Annotated in this window: 16 protein-coding genes; 4 read left to right on the forward strand and 12 right to left on the reverse strand. The window is 63.7% G+C overall.

Going from position 1 to position 19,312, the window contains the following annotated elements; genetic code table 11:
- The first annotated feature begins 11 nt into the window (after positions 1–11).
- Positions 12–1,121, forward strand: a complete 1,110-nt coding sequence (locus AB4048_RS18850) for an acyl-CoA dehydrogenase family protein (protein WP_442203513.1) — start codon at positions 12–14, stop codon at positions 1,119–1,121.
- A gap of 41 nt (positions 1,122–1,162) precedes the next feature.
- Here the strand turns inward: AB4048_RS18850 and AB4048_RS18855 are convergent, their stop codons facing one another.
- The 4 genes from AB4048_RS18855 to AB4048_RS18870 form a co-directional block, all read right to left on the reverse strand.
- Complete coding sequence (locus AB4048_RS18855; protein WP_442203514.1) at positions 1,163–2,602, reverse strand: FAD/NAD(P)-binding protein; 1,440 nt, start codon at positions 2,600–2,602, stop codon at positions 1,163–1,165.
- A 313-nt stretch (positions 2,603–2,915) separates the two neighbouring features.
- Entirely contained in the window at positions 2,916–3,569 is a 654-nt protein-coding gene (locus AB4048_RS18860) for a methionine ABC transporter permease (RefSeq protein WP_442203515.1), read from the reverse strand.
- Positions 3,550–4,632: a methionine ABC transporter ATP-binding protein gene (locus AB4048_RS18865; protein ID WP_442203516.1), complete on the reverse strand. Its 1,083-nt coding sequence runs from the start codon at positions 4,630–4,632 to the stop codon at positions 3,550–3,552. Before AB4048_RS18865 ends, AB4048_RS18860 begins: the two co-directional genes overlap by 20 nt.
- An 88-nt stretch (positions 4,633–4,720) precedes the next feature.
- Positions 4,721–5,557: a MetQ/NlpA family lipoprotein gene (locus AB4048_RS18870; RefSeq protein ID WP_442203517.1), complete on the reverse strand. Its 837-nt coding sequence runs from the start codon at positions 5,555–5,557 to the stop codon at positions 4,721–4,723.
- A gap of 388 nt (positions 5,558–5,945) precedes the next feature.
- Between AB4048_RS18870 and AB4048_RS18875 the strand changes: the two genes are divergently transcribed.
- Positions 5,946–7,187 (forward strand): flavin monoamine oxidase family protein, encoded by a 1,242-nt coding sequence (locus AB4048_RS18875; RefSeq protein ID WP_442203518.1) that lies wholly within the window; start codon positions 5,946–5,948, stop codon positions 7,185–7,187.
- Positions 7,188–7,189: 2 nt separating this feature from the next.
- Here AB4048_RS18875 and AB4048_RS18880 read toward each other — a convergent pair whose 3' ends face one another.
- The 4 genes from AB4048_RS18880 to AB4048_RS18895 all read right to left on the reverse strand — a co-directional run bounded on the left by AB4048_RS18880 (position 7,190) and on the right by AB4048_RS18895 (position 13,164).
- A complete protein-coding gene (locus AB4048_RS18880; RefSeq protein WP_442203519.1) occupies positions 7,190–7,513 on the reverse strand; it encodes a type II toxin-antitoxin system PemK/MazF family toxin in 324 nt (107 codons plus the stop codon).
- A complete protein-coding gene (locus tag AB4048_RS18885; protein WP_442203520.1) occupies positions 7,510–7,734 on the reverse strand; it encodes an antitoxin MazE family protein in 225 nt (74 codons plus the stop codon). Before AB4048_RS18885 ends, AB4048_RS18880 begins: the two co-directional genes overlap by 4 nt.
- A gap of 127 nt (positions 7,735–7,861) precedes the next feature.
- Positions 7,862–11,845, reverse strand: a complete 3,984-nt coding sequence (locus AB4048_RS18890) for a PAS domain S-box protein (RefSeq protein WP_442203521.1) — start codon at positions 11,843–11,845, stop codon at positions 7,862–7,864.
- A 275-nt stretch (positions 11,846–12,120) separates the two neighbouring features.
- Positions 12,121–13,164, reverse strand: coding sequence for a GH25 family lysozyme (locus tag AB4048_RS18895; RefSeq protein ID WP_442203522.1), 1,044 nt, complete (start codon positions 13,162–13,164; stop codon positions 12,121–12,123).
- Positions 13,165–13,478: 314 nt separating this feature from the next.
- On the opposite strand from AB4048_RS18895, the gene AB4048_RS18900 reads away from it, so the two are divergent.
- Positions 13,479–13,706: a hexameric tyrosine-coordinated heme protein gene (locus tag AB4048_RS18900; RefSeq protein ID WP_442203523.1), complete on the forward strand. Its 228-nt coding sequence runs from the start codon at positions 13,479–13,481 to the stop codon at positions 13,704–13,706.
- 69 nt (positions 13,707–13,775) lie between these two features.
- Here AB4048_RS18900 and AB4048_RS18905 read toward each other — a convergent pair whose 3' ends face one another.
- The 4 genes from AB4048_RS18905 to AB4048_RS18920 all read right to left on the reverse strand — a co-directional run bounded on the left by AB4048_RS18905 (position 13,776) and on the right by AB4048_RS18920 (position 18,582).
- Complete coding sequence (locus AB4048_RS18905) at positions 13,776–16,073, reverse strand: ATP-binding protein (RefSeq protein ID WP_442203524.1); 2,298 nt, start codon at positions 16,071–16,073, stop codon at positions 13,776–13,778.
- Between the two features lie 198 nt (positions 16,074–16,271).
- A complete protein-coding gene (locus AB4048_RS18910) occupies positions 16,272–16,556 on the reverse strand; it encodes an acylphosphatase (protein ID WP_442203525.1) in 285 nt (94 codons plus the stop codon).
- A gap of 137 nt (positions 16,557–16,693) precedes the next feature.
- Positions 16,694–18,163 carry an FAD-dependent monooxygenase gene (locus AB4048_RS18915; RefSeq protein WP_442203526.1) on the reverse strand — a complete coding sequence of 490 codons (1,470 nt, stop codon included), beginning with the start codon at positions 18,161–18,163 and terminating at the stop codon, positions 16,694–16,696.
- A gap of 164 nt (positions 18,164–18,327) precedes the next feature.
- Complete coding sequence (locus AB4048_RS18920; RefSeq protein ID WP_442203527.1) at positions 18,328–18,582, reverse strand: hypothetical protein; 255 nt, start codon at positions 18,580–18,582, stop codon at positions 18,328–18,330.
- Between the two features lie 206 nt (positions 18,583–18,788).
- On the opposite strand from AB4048_RS18920, the gene AB4048_RS18925 reads away from it, so the two are divergent.
- Entirely contained in the window at positions 18,789–19,226 is a 438-nt protein-coding gene (locus tag AB4048_RS18925) for a DUF1801 domain-containing protein (protein ID WP_442203528.1), read from the forward strand.
- Positions 19,227–19,312 lie beyond the last annotated feature (86 nt).

Genomic DNA, 19,312 nt, shown 5'->3' on the forward strand with positions numbered 1-19,312 from the left:
AAGAAATGGGTATGAACTCACCAGTGCTTGACCGCCCCGCCCGCAGCGCTGCCTTGATCGGCGCAGAGGACGAAGCGATCACTGTCGCCAGAAAGCTCGCCGGTCTTTTTGAATTGGATGCGGCGAGCGATCTGATCTCCCGCTCCGGCCTTTTGGGTGTGTCCGTGCCCACCGAGCATGGCGGTATCGACGTATCGAATACGGTCCTTGCCGACATCTGTTCCATTCTTACCGAGCATTCGACCGCGCTTGGCGCAATTGTGGCTGCCCATTTCGTCGCTATGGAACACGTCCGCAGCCGCGGCACGGAAGGCCAGCGCACGATGATTTTCTCCGCGGCACTCGCCGGTGCCCGGTTGGGAGGCGTGCGAACGCTCCGGGATGGCGGCCAGGAGGTAGCAGAACTGTCGATATCCCCGCGTGGCCTCGGCTGGCGCATCAGCGGCGAATTGCCCTGCACGCCCTCTGCCAGCCGCGCCGACTGGTTGCTGGTTCCCACCCGCGACAACGCCGGCAAGCAGGCGTCCATGCTGTTGCCGACCCGCATCGGTGGATTGCACTACGTTGCGAATGACTGCGGCCCATCGCCAAGCGGGGCCAGCCAGGCCGCCGAGCGCGCGTTGTTCAGGGACGTCCCTGTCGAGGGAGACGTGCTGCTTCATACCGTGCCGGACAAAGCGCACCCCGACGTGCCGCCAGCACTGGAACTCCTCCTCGAAGCATCGCTCCAGCTCGGAGCCGGGCGCCGGGACTTCCAGCGCATCCTCCATCTCCCCGAAGTTTCGGCTGCCGTCAACGACGGCGACGCGCTCGCCATCGGATCACTTTCCGTACGGCTCGCTGCGGCTGAGGCGACGATTGAAAATGCCGGCCGCGCCATTGATGCCGCCCAGATCGGCGCGGCGGACCGGCATCGCGTCAGCGCCCTTCTCGCGGCAACGACCGCCTGCGTGACGAGTGCCGAGGGTGCACGCGATGCACGCAACCTGCTGGGCTGGATATCCGGCCGCCACGCGGTGAATGCGTCTCGACCAAATCGCCCAGCCCACATCGACGGTCTTCTGCGCGATACCGGCCGCTATCGGCTGGAAACGCGCGACGACGAACCCGATGAGGACTGATCGCGGTCGCTAAAACCTTGGCGTTCTGACCTTTTGCGCTTCTACCCCGCCTGCCGCTGCGGGGTTGCGGCAACGGCGAAGCCGATTTCTTCGGCGATCCGCTCCGCGACGAAGACGGCGTGCTCGGTTACCTGCGGCAGGCCCATGAGCTCGCCGAAGGTCCCGCGCGCCAGCGGTCCCGCCACGTAGAGCGTGTGCGACGCCTCGCCGCCAACGTCGATCGCGCGACTTTCCTCGCTGACATCAAGCCCAAGTTCGGTCGGATCGGTCCTCAGCAGTCCCGCCTTCGCGAGCTCCGCGAGGAAGGCTTGGCTTTGGAGGATCGCGCCGTGGCCCGGGCCTGTCGTCACCACGACGGCATCGAACCGCTCCTCGGCGACGCCCTTGCCGCGCCGATGGCGGAGACCGACGATGAAAGCACCTTCAGCCCCGCGCTCGGCACGCGTGATCGATGCGGCGTGGAAGACCAGCGCGCCCTCGGCGATCCGCCGCTCGATCGCCGCCTCGATCTGGGGCGCGATACGAAAGCGGTGCACGTCCCAGTAAGGCCGCAGGAAACGTACAATCCGGCGACGCTCAACGTCCGGCAGCGCGCGCCAGATTTCGCCGCCTTGCGCACGCAGGCGGTCGAAGACCGCATGCCAGGTGATGCCGGCATCGGCTGCATCGGAGACCGCCCGGCGGACGCGTCGCAGCAGCTTTCGCGCGCTGAGGTCGGAAGGATCAAGAAAATCGCCAAACGGATCCTGTCCGCTGAAATTGTGCCCGCGCGAACGAAGCCCTCTGCGCGAAATCGCAACAATGCCGCCACGGTGGCCGCGGGCGTCGAGCGCGGCAATGACGTCGGCCGCGGTAAGGCCAGCACCCACGACGAGCACGCGATCGTCCTTGCGGATCGCGGCCAGCGCGTCCGGCACGGTCGCGTCGGCAACATAGCCGGGGTGGCCGGCAAACGCCCGCTCGAGCGTCGAAGGCGGCTTCGGTTCGGGATGGGTTGCCGCGATCACGACAATGTCGGCCGATAGCGACGCCCCTGCCTCCGTGACTACCTGCCATTGCCGGTCGGACAAGCGCCTGACGGACGCGACCCGCGCGCGCTGATGCTCGACGGTGCCGTCCTCAAGCAGCGGACCGAGCTGAGCCGCCACGTAGCGCCCGAAAATCTGGCGTCGCGGAAAGATGTGCCCCTCCGGCGTTACCGCCTCCGGATCGTCGGCGACAGCGTTCGTCTCGATCAGCCAGCGTTGGAAATGCTCGTCGTCTCCGGGCGCGAGCGTCATGCGTGCAGCCGGCACGTTGATCCTGTGCACGGGTTCGGCGGTGTCGTAGGCAAGGCCGCCGCCAAGCGCTGCCCGGGGCTCGAAGACAACGATCCGCGCCGCGCCGGGCTGAAGACGTCGAACTAGATGATAGGCGGTCGCGGCACCCGTGAAGCCGCCACCGATGATGGCGACGACTGGCTTCGAAAGGTCGTCGCTCACGACTGTGACGCCTTGAACTTGGACCGATGATCGCCGGCGGTCGCTTCGCCGAACGGTCCCGCGTCGATCGAAATTTCGCGGCTCGGAATTGGGTGGCCCAGCGGCAAATTCGGCATTACAAGCTCCCGGAAACGGTCAAGATGAGGGTAGCCGGAGAATAGGAAACTGTCGATGCCGACCTGGCGACACTCCTCCAGCCACACGAGCTCTCCTCCGGACATGATCAAGCGAACGCGCAGCCCTTTAGCGGCTCCGCGTCTGGTGTTGCGAAATACCGCTCGATTGCAACAAGCCCATTCTACCTTAAACGTCCTCAACGATGGTCGAGCCTTGCGACCAGCCGGTCGCCTAGCCATTGGATGCCGCAGACAAGCACGATCAGGACGACGACAACGGCGATCATGACATTGGTTTCGAAGCGCTGGTAACCGTAGCGGATCGCCAGATCGCCGAGGCCGCCGGCGCCGATCGCGCCCGCCATCGCCGACGCGCCGATTAGCGTCACCAGCGTGACCGTGAAGCCCGCGACGATGCCGGGCAGCGCTTCCGGCACCAGCACCTCGCGTATGATGGTAAAGCGGTTGCCGCCCATGGCGCGCACGGCGTCGATCAATCCGCGGTCGACCTCGCGCAGCGAAACCTCGGCGATGCGCGCGTAGTAGGGAATGGCCGCGATCGCCAGCGGCACGATCGCCGCCCCAGTGCCGATGGACGTGCCGACGATCAGGCGCGTTAGCGGGATCAAGGCCACGAGCAGGATGATAAAGGGAACCGAGCGAAAGCCGTTGACCACCGCGCCGATCACGCGATTGACCCAAAGATTCTCAGCCATCCCGCCACGGCTCGTCAAGACGAGCGCCAGCCCCAGCGGCAGGCCTGCGACAAGCGAGATGATCCCGGATGCCCCCGTCATCACGACGGTCTCCCAGAGCGAACGGACAAGCAGATCAAACATGATCGGTGTCATAGCCGAGTACCTCCACGCGCGCCGAGCGCGCCGTCAAGAATTGTTCCACCTCATCCTTCAAGCCGGGATCGCGGGTCGGCACGGCGATGAAGAAGCGCGCCACCGGCTGCGACTGGATGTGGTCGATGCCGCCATGGACGAGACGGAAGGAATGCGGATGTGCCGCCGAAAGATCGGCAAACAGCGCGCCTTGTGCCTGCGGACCGGCGAGGTCGACACTGAGGATTGCCTCCGTTCCGCCGGCCGACGAAAGCCGCGCTGCGACATGCTCAGGCAGCTGCGGACGAATGCCGGCCAGCAGGCTCTTGGTGATGGCGCTCTCTGGATTTCCGAAGATCGACCAGACCTGCCCCTCCTCGACGATCCGCCCGGCATCGATCACCGCCACGCGATCGGCAATGCCGCGTATGACCTCCATCTCATGGGTGATCAACACGATCGTCAGCCCGAGCTTGCCGTTGATGTCCTTGAGAAGTGCCAGGATGGAGCGCGTCGTCTCCGGGTCGAGCGCCGATGTCGCTTCGTCCGAAAGCAGCAATGCCGGGCGCGCTGCCAGCGCGCGGGCAATTCCGACCCGCTGCTTCTGGCCGCCGGAAAGCGAGGCGGGGTAGGCTTTCGCCTTGTCGGCAAGCCCCACCAGGTCGAGAAGCTCGCGTGCCCTCGCCAGCCGCTCGCTCTTTGCTATTCCTTCGATCTTCAGGGGCAGCGCGACGTTTTCTTCCACCGTCTTTGCCGAGAGCAGGTTGAAATGCTGGAAGACCATGCCGATCCGGCGGCGCACTGGCTGCAGCTCGTTTTCAGCAAGGCCGACGATATCCCGCCCCTCGATCCGAATCTCGCCGCTATCGGGACGCTCCAAGCCGTTCAGGCAGCGGATCAGCGTTGACTTGCCGGCGCCGCTGCGGCCGATGATACCGAAAATCTCACCCTTGCGGACGCTGAGCGAGATGCCGTCCAGCGCCGCCGTGTCGCCGAAGCTTCGCTTGACATTGACGAGCCTCACGACATCTTCGGCCGCCGCCGGTTTCGCCTCGACTGTCGAGGCGGAAACGAATGAGTTCATGGTCTTTCCTTTGGAAACGCCGAGGGCGGCCCGGACATCTGACATCCGAACCGCCCCGGTTTTGCGCCCGTTCCGGCGCTGATTTCAATCAATACGCGCTGAGGCCCGTACCCTTGTAGACCTTGTCGAATTCGGCCTTTACCGCGTCGTTCTGATAGGAGGATACCAGGGTTTTCACCCAGCTTGCGTCCTTGTTGTCTTCCTTGACGGCGATAAAGTTGCGGTAGGGATTATCTGCGATCGGCTCCTGGGCGATACGGTCGTTCGGCGACAGGCCGCTCTTCAACGCCCAGTCGGTGTTGACGACGGCCGCGTCGAGGTCGTCGATCGAACGTCCGACGATGCCTGCATCGAGTTCCTTGATCTCCAGCTTCTTCGGATTTTCCGTGATGTCGGAGATGGTCGCGAGAATGCCGGTGCCCTCCTTGAGCTTGATCAGGCCCTCGTTCTGCAGCACGCGAAGCGCACGTCCTTCGTTTGAAGGATCGTTGGGCAGGCCGACGACGGCACCCTGCGGGATCTCGGCCACGGACTTGTACTTCTTCGTGTAAAGCCCGATCGGCCAGACGCCGGTAAAGCCGACACGGACGATGTGGTAGCCATGCGTCTTGATCTGGTTGTCGAGATAGGGCTGGTGCTGGAAGGCGTTGGCGTCGATCTCGCCGCGTTCGAGCGCCTCGTTGGGCTGCGTATAGTCGTTGAAGGCGACGGTTTCGATCTTCAGGCCGCCTTTGGCAGCCTCGGCCGTAACCACGCGCCAAACATCTTCGTCTTCCCCGCTCATAATGCCGACCTTGATCGTCTTATCCTCGGCAAAGGAGGCGGAAGGCGCCGCAAGCGTCACCAGCGCTGCGGCAGAAACGGCCAGCGCCGCTAGGCTCGCGCGTCGCGTGAAGGCGACCATGGAGTACTTCTTCTTGTTCATTTGTGACGTCCCGTCTGAATTGATGAGGATGGAGCCTCGAAACGGGGGAAGCATGTCAGACGTGAGCGCAGCGAGCGAAGCACTGGCGTCCGATTTTGGCGACAGCACGGAAAAAGCCTTGCAGGAAAAGCTCCAGCCGCGAATATAATTTCTATTGAATTTATAGATTACCCAAAGCCGCGTCGAAGGATCGGATGCGGCGAGCGAAATTTTCGATGCCTCCAAAAGTAAAGTTCGGACGGTTGCCCGGCAACCTTGGCAACCGTATACCTACGAGAACCGCTTGGCGTCGGCGCTCAAGCGGTGCCTCGGGCCGGTCGAGGCAGATTGTCATCTATGGCGAGACCGGCGGCGGGACTGCGGCCGACACTTGGATACCCCGCGAGCTATGATTGAAGACCCAGACATCGCGATCATCGGCGCCGGCGCAGCCGGGATCGGTGCCGCGCGGCGCCTTGCGGGCAGCGGCCTGTCGGTCGTCGTCCTCGAAGCCCTGCCACGCCTCGGCGGACGGTCATGGACGAGTCAAGCCGCGGGCGTGCCGGTGGATCTCGGCTGCGGATGGCTGCATTCGGCCGATCGCAATCCATGGACGCAGATTGCTGAACAGTCGGGTTTCAAGGTCGACCGCGGGGACGCCGCCTGGGGCAATCAGTTCCGCGATCTTGGTTTTCCAGCGTCTGAGCGCGCTGCGGCCTGGGGCGCCTTTGCCGAATGGAGCGAGCGGCTCGCCGCCACCCCGCCTGCGAGCGACCGCGCCGCCGATGCCCTGGATCCGGCCAGCCGCTGGACCGCCTACCTTCAGGCGCTCAGCGGCTTTATCAGCGGCGACGAGCTCGAACGCATCTCCGCGAGAGACTATGCCGCCTATGACGCGGCCTCCACAAATGTCAACTGGCGGGTCGTCGCCGGCTACGGCACGCTGATAGCGGCGAGCCTTCCGCCCGACGTTTCGGTGCATCTTTCCACGCCTCTCAAGGCAATCTCGCTCGACGGACGTCGGGTCGCCCTCGACACACCCGCCGGCACCGTGCGCGCCCGCGCCGCGATCATCACTGCCTCGACCAACGTGCTCGCCGGCGACACGATCGCCTTGCCGCCGGCGCTCGATCCCTGGCGCGATGCGGCAATGCGCCTGCCGCTCGGCAACAATGAAAAGCTGTTTCTCGAGATCGTCGGCGGCAGCCCCTTCGCCCCGGAGAGCCATCTCTTGGGCGATCCGTTCGATGCTGCGACCGGCACTTATTACATCCGCCCCTTCGGCTACCCGGTGATCGAATGTTTCCTGGGAGGAGCCGGGGCGCGGGCTGCCGCGGCCGATGGACGGGATACCGCCTTTGCCCGGGCGATCGACCAGCTTGCCCGCCTGTTCGGATCGCAAGTGCGGACATGCCTCCGGCCACTGATTGCGTCCGATTGGGCCGGCACCGCGTCGATAGGCGGTGCCTACAGCCATGCCCTGCCGGGACAGGCGGCTGCCCGCACGGCACTCGCCCGCCCCTATGATGGCCGGCTGTTTTTCGCAGGCGAAGCCACCCACACAACGGACTTTTCAACGGCCCATGGCGCGCTTGAAAGCGGCACACGCGCCGCCGCAGAAGCGCTCGCCGCACTTGCGCTGGGGACTTGATCTCAGGCAAGGCCGAGAAAAACCGCCAATGATCGCGTGACGGAAAGCATGGTTTCGTCATCGAGCCGCCCGAAGGAGGGGCCGAGTTTGTCGCGTTTCACCGACATGGCCTTGTCGATCATCACTTGTGACGGCTTGCGGAGTCCGTTCTCAGGTGTCGGGCGCAGGGTGGGCCGGATCAGGGGGGCGTCTACCAATGTTCCTGACAGCAGCAGCACCGTCACCGTGCCGGTGTCCTCGAACTGATCGGCCTGGATGATGAGAGCAGGACGGGGTTTCCCGAAGTCCCCCGGCATGGCGACGGCAACGAGGTCACCACGCCTCACTTGTCGGTCTCGTCGGAGAGATCGGCAAGCACGGCGTCCATGAAGGCGTCCAGATCGTGGTCAGTTGCATCTGCCGCGGCGACCGCCCGTGCCTGGCGGCGGCACTCGTCGGCGAACCCCGGCCGGCGCGTGTCAGGAACCCATATCTGCACCGGCCGCAATCCAGCAGCCCGCAGCGCGTCCCGGCGCTTTTGGACCCGTTGGGTTACAGGTGCTGGCATGCTTAAACCTCCACTCAATTCGTTACATGTAACAAATAGGCAAAGGGCGGCAGCTCGTCAAGACGCGTGACGCAGCCGATCCCGACCGCTGCGTCTTCGACATGTTTCCTTGGTCCTTGGACGTCTCTCAGACCATGAAGCAGCGTTCGATTGCGGATTTGACTTCCGCAATTCCAAACGGCTTTTGCAGCAGGGATATGCGCGAGCCATTGCCGATGCGCGGTGCGTCGTCCTTGCCGGTCGCAAAGACCAGAGCAGTCTCCGGCCAGCGCTCCCTGACGTGCCTGCAGAAATTCTCGCCGCTCATTCCGGGCAGGCCGAGGTCCGAGACGATGATGCTGGCAGCCTTGTCCTCCAGCATCGCCAGCGCTTCCTCGGCCGATCCCGCCTCACGGACGTGATAGCCCAGTTCCTGCAGCATGTCGGTGGTTGCCATCCTGATAAGAGGCTCGTCCTCGACCACAAGAACCGACTTCGCGTCGGGAACGGCGGCATCCGGCGCCGGTCGGGCGTCGGCCTTCGCCGGCGCCGTTTTTTGCCGACGACCATCCAGGAGCTGACGGAGCTTGTGGGCAAGCGCATCCCGACTGTAGGGCTTGGAGAGAAGCTGCACCCCCGGATCCAGACGGCCCTCGTGCACGATCGAGTTCTCGGTGTAGCCGGAGGTGAAAAGGACCGCCAGGTCGGGAAGCCGTTCCTTCGCCTTCCGCGCCAATTCAGCGCTCTTCAGCGATCCCGGCATGACAACGTCGGTGAACAACATGTCGATCGCCATTCCGCTCTCGATGACCGCAAGGGCGGCACTTGCATCCGGCGCCTTCAGGACGCGATAGCCCAGTTCCTGCAGCATCTCGACGACCGTCGCGCGAACGCCTTCGTCGTCTTCGGCGACCAGGATCGTTTCCTTGCCGCCTTCGACCGGCATATCGACATGCAGAACCTCGACATCCTCCTGCTGCACCGAGCGCGGCAGATAGAGCCTGACCGTCGTGCCGCTGTCTACTTCGCTGTAGACCTTCACATGCCCGCCCGTTTGCTTGACGAAGCCGTATACCATGGAAAGCCCGAGGCCCGTTCCCTTGCCCTCCGGCTTTGTTGAAAAGAACGGTTCGAAGACTTTGTCGATGATTTCGGGAGGCATGCCGCCGCCGGTATCCGTCACCGACAGCGCCACGTACTGGCCCGGTTCGGCATCCTCGTGCAGCCGCGCGTAAGCATCGTCGATGAACGCGTTGCCGACCTCGATCGTGAGTTTGCCGAACCCGTCCATCGCGTCACGGGCGTTGATGGCCAGATTGAGCAGGGCGTTCTCGATCTGCATCGGATCGACCAAAGTGTTCCAGAGGCCACCCGAGACAATGGTTTCGATCTCGATGCCCTCACCGATCGTTCGCCGCAGCATCTCGTCCATGCCGCGGACAAGACGACCGATATTGACGACACGCGGGTCCAGCGCCTGCCGGCGCCCGAATGCCAGAAGCTGGGCCGCAAGCTTCGCGCCGCGATCGACCCCTTCCAACGCATTGGTGATCCTGCGCTGCGCTCGTTCGTTGCCAATGACATCCTTGCCCAGAAGCTGGAGATTACCGGCCACGACTTGCAGAAGGTTGTTGAAATCGTGCGCCACGCCGCCGGTCAGGTTGCCGATGGCCTCCATCTTCTGCGCTTGCTGAAGTGCGGCCTCGGTTTTTCGAAGAGTGGCGGCGGCAGCGCGTTCTTCGCTGACGTCGCGCCCGACGGCATGGATATGGGCGTCGTCGCGAACCGCCGTCCAGGAGATCGTCCGGAAGCTTCCCGCCCTGGTTCGATAGCGAATCTCGAAGGCGAAAGTCCGAACGCCCTGCTGGAGCCTGCTTATCTGAGCGACCGCCTCAGCGCGATCGTCGGGATGGATCAGATCCATGAACGAACGGCCGATGAGTTCGTCCTCAGACCAGCCGAATACGCTCTCCCCGGCCGGGTTGACGGCAGTGATCGTGGAATCAAGGTCGGCCACGAGCATGATATCCGTCGACAGACGCCAGACCCGGTCGCGGTCGGCCGTGCGCTCGGCGACGCGCTGCTCCAATGTTTCGTTGAGACGTTCCAGCTTCTCTCTGGTCGCCCTCAGTTCCTCGACATCGGTATTCGTACCGATCCAGCGACGGACCTTGTCCTCATCATCCGTAATCGGAACAGCTCTGGCGATGAACCAGCGAAACGCGCCATTGTCATCGCGTAGACGGAACTCGCTCTCATAGGTCTCGCCGCGTTCCAGCGCGCGTTTCCATCTCTCCATGGTCGTTTTCATATCGTCCGGGTGAACGATCGCGAGCCAGCCATTGCCCTTGAGTTCCGTCGGCGCGAGGCCGGAATACTGGTAGACGCGGTCGTTGAACCAATCGAGTTCACCGTCGGCACGCGCCGTCCATACCTGGTTCGGCATCGCCTGCGCAAGCGCTCTGAAGCGAGCCTCGCTTTCACGGAGTTCGCGCTGTGCTTTGCGTCTGTCGGTCACGTCCTGAACAACGCCGACAAAGCGCACCGGACGGGCATTGTCGTCGAACTCGAACTCCCCCTTGCGGGCGATGACGCGCTTCTCGCCGTTATCAGCGCGTCGAATGCGATACTCCGTGCTTAGCGGACCGCTCCCTTCCTTACGCGATTGCGGATTGGACGCCATCTCCCGATCCTCCTCGAGGACGAGATCCTCGAGGAGGCCGGTGGGAACCTCGTTTGCCTCAGCAATACCGAATATCTTGCAGAATTCCGGCGTAGCGCTCACAAGGCTTTCGTCCAGATTGACCGAGAAGACGCCGACGCCGCCCGCCTCCTGGGCGCGCCTGAGCCGCGCCTCGGCTGCCTGCAGCGCCTGCGTCGCCAGATGGGCGGCGGTCTGGTCGCGCAGGACCTTCACGAGCCCGATGGGTGTGCCGGATTGATCGCGCAGAGGGCTGATTTCGCCATTTGCCCAGAATTTTGCACCTGATTTGCGCACATGCCAGCGCTCATGGTGAGCGGTTCCCAGCGCAAACGCCGCCTCCATCGCCTCCTTTGCCTTGCCCGCCGCACGGTCCTCGGCCGTAAACAGCATGTCCCAATCGAGCCCCGCGACTTCCGACTGTGTCCAGCCGAACAGCCGGTGCGCACCCTCGTTCCATCGAAGGATCTTGCCGTTCAGATCAAGGGCGATAATCGCGTAGTCGACCGCGCTGTCGAGGATCTGCCGGCCCTGCAGTTCCGAGGCTCGCAGAGCCTCTTCCGCCGTGACGCGGTCGGTCACGTCAGTGCCTTGCGCGAAGATTCCGACGACCTTGCCGTCCTCGCCGACAACCGGCTGATAGACCAGATCGACGAATTTTCGTTCGAGCCTGCCGTCCGCTTCCAATTGGAAATCGACCGCCATCGCCTTGCCCGTATATGTCGTGCCGGTCTCATAAACACGATCGAGAAGCTCGAAGTAGGCCTGTCCTTCAAGATCCGGAAGGGCCTCGCGAACCGTCAGCCCGACGATGTCGCGATGGCCGACAAGTTGCATATAGGCCTGATTGACGAGGTCGAAGACGTGCTCTCGCCCATGCATCATCGCCATGAAACCCGGCGCTTGAGCAAACATCTGCTTCAGCCGGTCCTGCTCGGTGTTGCGCCATTGTTCGGCGCGCACCTTTTCCGTGGTTTCGATGACGATCGCCATCACACCGACCGGCGTGCCGTCCTCGCCAAGTATCGGCGAATAGTCGAGGTTGAGCCAGGCGTGCGAGGAACGCCCCTCGCGGAAAAGCTTCAGTTCCTGGTCGCGGTAGGCGAGCGTTCTGCCAGCAAGGCCGACACGCATGACGTTGTCATTGAAATCAGCGACTTCCGGCCATCCTTCCCGCACCTTCGAGCCCAAGAGCTTCGGGTGGCGCGCGCCGGCGAACTCCGAATAGGCATCATTATAGATCATGATGCCGTCTTCGCCCCAAAGGGTGACGATAGGCACGGGTGAACGAAGCAGAATAGCAACGGTCGTCTTCAGAATTTGCGACCAGCCATCGATGGCGCCCAACGATGTTCCGGCCCAGTCGAACGTAGCGATAAGGCTGGCGAGCTTTCCGCCGCCGGCGAGAAAAGGCAAGTCTGTGTGGGTCACGTAGAAATCTCGTTTCGAGTGCTGGCAATCTAGGGCTCTGGCGTGGAAAGAACAGGGGCCTTGCTGGGCGTGGTAGGCAGCGCCATCTCCGGCGGTTAGCGAGACGAAGTCAATAGGCTCGGCTCTGCAGGCGGGCTGTCGATATCAGCCATCCACCTGAAATCATCGGGATGGAATGCCTCCCGGACACGGAAATCAGCGCGAGGGGCGAATTGCAACCCCCGATAAGGCGATCCTCGACGCCTGTCGCAGAAACGCCTGCAAATCAGAACGGCTCACCCCGCACGCGCTGTCACCCAGTCGTGCCAGTCGTCTTCGTTGCCGTTGAAGACGTTGAGATCGATCCTGCCGTCGACGCCGTCGGATATTCCCGAGCCTGAATATTGCCAGAAGAGCCATTTGCGGCCGGGATAGACGGTTGACGGGTGGGCGGCCACCGAGCGCAGCCAGAAGGGATAGTTGAGCAGTTCGCCGCGAAGGTTGTCGCGGTAGAAGTCCGGCGCGGTATAGATGATCGGCCGCTGGCCGTAGTGATGTTCCAGTTTGTCGAGGAAGACCTGCATCTTTTCGAGGACGCGCGCGCGCGAAATGCGCTGGCTGCAACTCGACTCCCCGTTCCACTCGACGTCGAGGACCGGCGGAAGGGCGCCGGCTTCCTTGGGCACGTTGCGGATGAACCAGTCCGCCTGCTCGCCGGCGGTGCGGCACCAGTAGAAGAAGTGATAGGCGCCGTGCTTCAGGCCAGCTTTTTTGGCCTGGCGCCAGTTGCTCATGAACATCGGATCGAGATGATCGCCACCGTCCGTCGCCTTGATGTAGACGAAGTTCGCGCCCTGATCGCGCAAGGTTGCCCAATCGATATCACCCTGCCAGCGCGAAACGTCGACGCCGTGTACGCTGAGCTTGCGTGGCGACGATCTGCCGAAGCTGATCGGCTTGGCGTCGCGGAAGCGATGACCGTAGACCCGCGAGCGAACCGGCGCCTGCGAGCCGATGGCAGGCGGTTCGGGCTGCGGCGACGTCAGCGGCCTGTCGGATGGAACCGGCAAGGCTACCGCCGTCGGCGCATCTTCGAAGGCCGGAGGCTGCGCGACCTGCCCTGCCCAGGCCAGAACCTCCCGTTGCTGAGCCGTCTGGCTGGCCCGCTCCTCGTCGGTTCCCACCGAGCCGGAAGGTATCGGGCCTGACGCCGGGACGACGGAGCCCGTCTTTTCCGGCGACGGCAGTCCCGCCACCAGGCTTTCCGGACTGGAACCGGACACGCAACCCACGAGAGTGAGGCAGGTAAAGACGATTGCTGGCACAGCCGACAGACGCATGAACAATCCGTACGCAAAAAGAAACGATCGCAGGGCAACGCCGCGAACCATGAAAAGACATTGCTAACGGAAATTCACCAAGAAAGACTGAATCCAATCTTTGTCCTAATGCAACGGAACGGCCTGCGGGCTGAGCGGGGATCGGACTGCCGTTTACGTCTAAGAACGTAGACGACAAGGCGATTTCATATCGCTTATAAATTGCCTCGTCAGACTGTGCCCGCCTTACATTTTCGCGCCGATGCCCGCCCCCGCAAAGTGCGGCACGAAAGGTCCGACGCTGGGCGTTCAATCCGCAAACATGGAGGAAGATCATGAGTGAACCTTGGCTTTCAACGTTGAAGACCGACACGGCCCAGGCCGGTTGGGAGCTTGCCGTCAAGATGTCCCGCATGGGGGTCAAGGTGACGCAGCCATCCGACGAGGTGCGCAAGCGGCTGCGCGGCATCTACGAGAACGACGCCGACAGCCTGATCGCCTCCTCGCAGGTGATTGCGATCAATTTCCAGACGATCGCCGCTGCCAACGGCTATTGGAAATGAGCCCGCGTCCCGCCTACCGCCGGTTCGTCGTCGGCCGCAACGCGGTAGGAAAGTCCGCCGCGCGCGTCATTATCTGTCGAGTGCCTGGCGCACCTTGAGCGCCAGGTCGTCGACGCTGAAGGGTTTGGAGAGAAGGCTCGTGCCCGGCTCTATCGAGCCGTTGCGCAGAATGGCGTTGCGCGCATAGCCGCTGGTATAGAGGACCTTCAGGCCCGGAAGCCTGTCGCGGGCGCGATCGGCGAGCTCCCGGCCGGACATATCCGGCATGACCACGTCGGTGAAGAGCAGCGAAACTGGCTGGCCCTGTTCCAGGAGGCGGAGCGCTTCGCCAGGGCCCGCCGCCTCGATCACCCCATACCCGAGCTCCTTCAGCGCTTCCACCGAGATCGCGCGCACCTGCGCCTCGTCCTCGACGACCATGACGACCTCGCCGGGCAGGCCGTGGCAGTCGGCGCCCGTAATCCCGGCTTTTTGCGCCGCTCCCTCGTGGCGCGGCAGGTAGATGCGCACCGCCGTGCCGCTCCCCGGCTGCGATTCAATCTGAACGTGACCGCCCGATTGCCGCACGAAGCCATAGACCTGGCTGAGACCGAGGCCGGTGCCCTTGCCGACCTCCTTGGTGGTGAAGAACGGTTCGAAGGCCTTGGCGATCACGTCGGGCGCCATGCCGAAGCCGGTATCGGCAACGACCAGCAGCACATAGGGACCCGGGGAAATGGCAAACTCCGCGGCTTGGCGATCGTCGAGCCCGAGGTTAGAGGTGCCGATCGTCAGCGCACCGCCGTCGGGCATGGCGTCGCGCGCGTTGACGGCAAGGTTGAGGATGGTGTTTTCGATCTGCCCCGGATCGACCTTCACCTGCCAGAGATCGACTTCCAGCGCTGTCTTGATGTGAACATGCTCGCCGAGCGTGCGCATCAGAAGGTCGCGCGTGCCGAGCACCATGCCGTTGAGATCGATCGGCTCAGGCTCCAGCGTCTGCTGACGGGAGAAGGCCAGCAGGCGCTTGGTGAGCGCGCTCGCGCGCTGCGCGCCCTCGAGTGCCCCCTCGATGAAGCGGCCGACATCCATGTCGCCCTTGGCGAGTTTTCGCTGCAAAAGATTGAGACCGCCGACGATGACGGCAAGCATGTTGTTGAAGTCGTGGGCGATGCCGCCGGTGAGCTGGCCGACGGCCTCCATCTTCTGCACCTGGCGCAACTGGTCTTCGGCCTTGGCGCGCTCGCGGACCTCCTCGGCAACGCGCTCGCCGAGCGTGGCGTTGAGCTGCTGGAGTGCGACTTCGGCGCGCCGCCGCTCGGCGACCTCCCGTTCCGCGGCCTGGAAGAGCCGCGCATTGTCGATGGCGATCGCCGCCTGCACGGCAATCCCGGTGACAAGCCGCTCGGCGGCGGCGGTGAAGACGCCGGGCTCGGGATGTCCGAGGAAGAGACCGCCGAGCACTTCGCCCGAGCGCGACAGCACGGGGGCGGCAAGATAGCTGCGCACCGGCAAATGCCCCTTCGGCATTCCATAGTATGGCGCGTGCTTGCCATACCGTGGATCCTCAAGGATATCGTCGGAGCGCACCACCCCCTCGCCCTTGAAGGTGGGGGCGAAGACGGCGGTGTTGCGCGGCATCGGAAATCGCGAAAAGGCCTCGCGCGGCACGCCCGAGAGCGCATAGAGCATGTAGCTCTCGCCCTGCTCGTCGAGCACGTTGTAGAAGAAGGAGCCGAAGGCGGCCCCGGTGATCTCGGTGGCGGCATCGGTCACCACCTGCACCGCGCGGTCGAGATTGAGCTCGGCCGAAACTGTCATGCCGACGCGGTTCAGGATTTCCAGGACCCGCGCTTCCTCTCTGATCAGCCGCGTATGCTCCGCCCGCGTTTGCACCTGGGAAGACGTCGTCCCCTCACCGTCGGGGCGGCCGATCTCGCGCTCCTCCGCTCTTCCGGCGGTTAGGTCGCGCGCCTCGAAGGTGATGAACCGCACGCGGCCGCGCTCGTCCTTCAGCGGCATCAGCGTCGCCTCGATGGCGACCATGTCGCCGTCGGCATGTCCGCGGATCTTGGCGTCCCAACGCATGCGATCGCCGCTCGCGGCGGATTGGATCTTCGTGCGAAGTGCCTCGCGCATCTCCTCGGATGCCTGCCACCAGAAGGTCGTCCAGAAAGGCTTGCCTTCGATCTCGGAAAGCGCCGTCCCGGCGGTCTCGAGCGCCACCCGGTTGATTTCGATCACGTTGCCCCGTGTGTCGAGAAGCCCGACGAACTGCGCCATGGAATCGAACGTGATGCGGGCAAGCTTCTGACGCGCGGTTTCGCGCGTGTCGGCAGCGAAGAGTTCGGTTCCAAAAACATTAAAACTTTCGGATGCCCTGGTCATAACAGAGGTTCGCCCCGACTTGGCGGGCGAACGAAAGCGCAGCGCCTCAGCGCCGTCGCCAGGTTGGACCTTGTTAACCCCTGTTGCATGCATTCCCCCTTGAGATGCAATGCAGGGCACGCTGCGAAGCAATTCCGCGATTCACCCGGCACGACAACGGCTAGGTCAGAAAAAAGTTCCACGACCTTGAAAGCTCCATCACCCCGTGATGTGGAAACCGGGCGGCACATCTTCCGCGACAACGAATTCCGAGGCGACATCGGCGACGGCAGCGTTAGGCGGCCCCTCGCGAAAGCGTTCAAGCATCTCTGTCACCGCCGCCGGTCGCCCCGCGATCAATGCGGCGACGGAACCGTCCGGCTCGTTGCGCACCCAGCCGGTGAGGCCAAGCGCCGCCGCCTCTCGGCTCGTCCAGACGCGAAAGCTGACGCCCTGCACCCTCCCCCGGATCGTCACCCGCGCCGCCTTGCGCTCCTCCGCCATGCCGCCTTCCTCTTTGCTTTGTCCTGGATTTGGCGCAGCACGCGGCAATGACAAGCGCTGCGGCGCTTGTTGGCGGATGCGGTGCGGGCGCGGTGATTGTCATGTCGTCTACCCGACAGGAATGACGCGCGGCTGAACTAGCCCGCGAGCCGCTTGAGATAGGTGTTCATGCAGGTCCACTCGCCTCTCCAGGCGACGGCGGCGACGTAGCCGTCGGGGCGCACGAGCCAGATGCCGTTCGGATCGGGCGGCGTGCGGATTGTTGGATCGACCAGCGCGGCATGGTCTCGCGCAAACGCTCCGGCCTCGGCCTCGTCGGCGGCAAGCAGCGCGAAGCGTGGCGGGCTTTCTTTTCCGTACGGGGCGCCGGCGAGGATCCGCGCGCCGGGTGCGGGGCCGTTGAGGCCATGCGTCGCCTTCAGATTGAGGGGGCTTTTGGGATAGCCCACAGACACTTCCGACAGCCGCTCGGCGAGCGCATGGCGGGTGGCGGCAAGGCCGAGGAAATGGTGGGCGGCAAAATTGCGCAGCTCCTGCAGCACACGGTTCCTTGTGGTGGCGATGCGGGTGAGCCGGCCGCTATCGGCAAGCACGTCGGCGGCTACCGGGCCACGCTCCGGCGTGTAGCTCGACAGCAGCGGTTCCGGCGCGGCGCGGCCGGACGTCACCATCGCGAGCTTCCAGGCAAGGTTGAACGCGTCCTGCATGCCGGTGTTCATCCCCTGCCCGCCGGCCGGGCTATGGACATGCGCGGCATCGCCGGCGAGAAACACGCGGCCGACGCTATAGTCGGAAACCTTGCGCTCGTTGATGATAAAGGAAGTGAGCCAGATCGGATCGGCAAGCGTCAGCCCGCCCGGCCCCCTGCGGTCGACCAGCGCCTGCGCCTCGGCAAGGGTCGGCTCCGGCCTGCCGGCCGCCGCCGGTCCAAGATCGGCACTGAGGCGAAAGCGGCCTGCCTCGATCGGGAAGAACATGGCGACGCCGTCCTCGTGCCAGAAGGCCGAAAGCTCGTCGTCCGGCAGCCCGGCACCCGCCACATGGACATCGGCCAGCAGGAAGTCGGTCGCCAGCGTCTCGCCGTCGAAGCTGACGCCGAGCGCATGGCGGACGAAGGAATGGGCGCCGTCGCAGCCGATCAGCCATTGCGCCGCGACACTCTCCTTGCGGCCGTCCGGATGGGCGAGATGGCAGGTGATGCCACCAGTATCCTGGGCGAAATCGCTAAGTTCCGTCTGACGTTCGACGGACACCCCATAGGTCTCAAGCTCGGCTTCAAGCAGCCGTTCGGTTTCCGATTGGGGAATTAAAAGCATGAACGGATAGGGAGTTTGCGGCCCGTCGAGCGTGACGCGGGCGATCTCTTCGTGGCCCGCCCGAAGATTGACCGCCGAGATCTTCCGCCCGGCGGCGACGAAGGCATCCGCCGCGCCGCTGCGCTCGAGAAGCTCCAGCGTCCGGCTCCAGATCGCCAGCGCCTTGGACTTGTCGGTGCGCATCGCGCCCTTGTCGACGACGCGCACAGACACTCCGAAACGCGCCAACTCCAGCGCCATGGTCAGCCCGACCGGCCCCGCGCCGGCCACGAGAACAGCTACCGCACTCATCGTCACCTCCGCGGCCTATCGGCCCCGCCAACGAGATGAGGCATCATGCCTTGCCGGGCGGCGGTCAAGATCACGGTAGGACGACCTCTTGGCGCTGGCAACCGCTTTGCAAATTCCGCGTTGCCACGGACGCCAGTGTCGCCAGCGCACAACATCCGCAAGACTTACGAGATCCGGGCGGTCTCTCGCAGTTGCGTACCGCTGGGGAGATGCTTCAAAAGCGCGCGAGCAGCCTCAAGCACAGCATCCGCGGCATTATCCGCCTCGGTTCCGAACTCCACCGCGAGAAGTCCAGTAATGCCGGTACCAACAAGAGCACCGTGAAAGCCAGCTTCAAATACAACGTTGGATAGTTCGATAGGATCATTCTCCCCTTTGGGCAGGGCAAACACGAGCTTAAACTCAAATTGTTCAGTCATCTTTGTCGTCCCACTCGCCTGCTAAGCCCTAAGTCTGCTTCCGGCTAATGCTCCAGTTAATAAACCAGTTCTGCGTTGTGTTGGGCAATCGAAATGCGTGATGCATATCCGACACCTTGGGATAAATTCCCGCATCGATCGCCGATGCCCGAGACTGGCACGGAGCCGGCTAACAATAGACACTCAACTCAGACGGACGAGCAACCATGAAGAAAGCGACAGCAAGCATGAAGGCTACTGGCTCGAAGGAGGAAGGCGGCGTGCCGCCCACCCAGCTGATCGATCAGAGGATCGAGGAACTCGCCGACTGGCGCGGCAAGACCCTCGCGCGCGTTCGGGCCCTGATCAAGCAGGCCGACCCCAACGTCGTCGAGGAGTGGAAATGGAGAGGCGTGCCGGTGTGGGAGCATGCCGGGATCATCTGCACCGGCGAGACCTACAAGGCGGTCGTGAAGCTCACTTTTGCCAAAGGCGCCTCTCTCGACGATCCCGCAGGCCTTTTCAACTCCAGCCTCGAAGGCAACACCCGGCGCGCCATCGATATCCATGAGGACGACAAGATCGACGAAGAGGCGTTGAAGGCACTCATCCGCGCCGCCGTGGAGCTGAATACGTCGAAGGCCAAGAAATCAAAGAGCGCCTGAGGTGCTTCAGACTGCCGGAAAGGCCGCTCTTTCGTCACGCTCGGGCCTGTACCCGAGCATCTGCAACCGATTGATTTTATCGACAC

The organism is Rhizobium sp. RAF56 (assembly GCF_052113965.1).
In the GTDB taxonomy this organism is placed as follows: domain Bacteria; phylum Pseudomonadota; class Alphaproteobacteria; order Rhizobiales; family Rhizobiaceae; genus Rhizobium.

Coding starts and splice junctions, on each gene's coding strand:
- AB4048_RS18905 (WP_442203524.1), bottom strand. CDS start 16,073: ATGACCAGGGCATCCGAAAGTTTTAATGTTTTTGGAACCGAACTCTTC.
- AB4048_RS18865 (WP_442203516.1), bottom strand. CDS start 4,632: ATGAACTCATTCGTTTCCGCCTCGACAGTCGAGGCGAAACCGGCGGCG.
- AB4048_RS18925 (WP_442203528.1), top strand. CDS start 18,789: ATGAAGAAAGCGACAGCAAGCATGAAGGCTACTGGCTCGAAGGAGGAA.
- AB4048_RS18895 (WP_442203522.1), bottom strand. CDS start 13,164: ATGCGTCTGTCGGCTGTGCCAGCAATCGTCTTTACCTGCCTCACTCTC.
- AB4048_RS18875 (WP_442203518.1), top strand. CDS start 5,946: ATGATTGAAGACCCAGACATCGCGATCATCGGCGCCGGCGCAGCCGGG.
- AB4048_RS18915 (WP_442203526.1), bottom strand. CDS start 18,163: ATGAGTGCGGTAGCTGTTCTCGTGGCCGGCGCGGGGCCGGTCGGGCTG.
- AB4048_RS18850 (WP_442203513.1), top strand. CDS start 12: ATGAACTCACCAGTGCTTGACCGCCCCGCCCGCAGCGCTGCCTTGATC.
- AB4048_RS18900 (WP_442203523.1), top strand. CDS start 13,479: ATGAGTGAACCTTGGCTTTCAACGTTGAAGACCGACACGGCCCAGGCC.
- AB4048_RS18860 (WP_442203515.1), bottom strand. CDS start 3,569: ATGACACCGATCATGTTTGATCTGCTTGTCCGTTCGCTCTGGGAGACC.
- AB4048_RS18920 (WP_442203527.1), bottom strand. CDS start 18,582: ATGACTGAACAATTTGAGTTTAAGCTCGTGTTTGCCCTGCCCAAAGGG.
- AB4048_RS18910 (WP_442203525.1), bottom strand. CDS start 16,556: ATGGCGGAGGAGCGCAAGGCGGCGCGGGTGACGATCCGGGGGAGGGTG.
- AB4048_RS18885 (WP_442203520.1), bottom strand. CDS start 7,734: ATGCCAGCACCTGTAACCCAACGGGTCCAAAAGCGCCGGGACGCGCTG.
- AB4048_RS18870 (WP_442203517.1), bottom strand. CDS start 5,557: ATGAACAAGAAGAAGTACTCCATGGTCGCCTTCACGCGACGCGCGAGC.